Origin of the sequence: Psychrobacter sp. CAL346-MNA-CIBAN-0220 (assembly GCF_040309805.1) — a bacterium.
GTDB lineage: Bacteria > Pseudomonadota > Gammaproteobacteria > Pseudomonadales > Moraxellaceae > Psychrobacter.
In genome coordinates this window covers 1-254 of sequence record NZ_JBEOPF010000522.1, presented here as the reverse complement: position 1 = coordinate 254, position 254 = coordinate 1, and the positions used below count along the sequence as shown (strand labels likewise).

At 56.3% G+C, this 254-nt stretch carries 1 protein-coding gene; it reads right to left on the bottom strand.

Annotated elements, in window-relative coordinates; all coding sequences use genetic code 11:
• The coding region (locus AAEY88_RS14635) for a DnaJ C-terminal domain-containing protein (RefSeq protein WP_350563555.1) at positions 1–254 on the bottom strand (254 nt) is incomplete at both ends.

The following is a 254-nucleotide window of genomic DNA, read 5'->3' as shown; positions in this document are numbered from 1 at the left end:
CTTCAGGCAGCGTCACCTGCAACGTCACAATCTGATCACCCACATGCTTACCCGGTAAGCCCTTGCCTTTCAGGCGCAGCTTGCGACCGGTGGAAGAGCCTTTTGGGACCTTGACGCTTACCTTACCACCAACAACGGGCACCGTAATGCTGGCACCCAATGCTCCCTCCCACGGGCTGATAGGCACGGTAATCAGCACATCGTTGCCTTCTACTGTGAACTGCGGATGAGGCGCCAGTTCCACTTCGATAAAC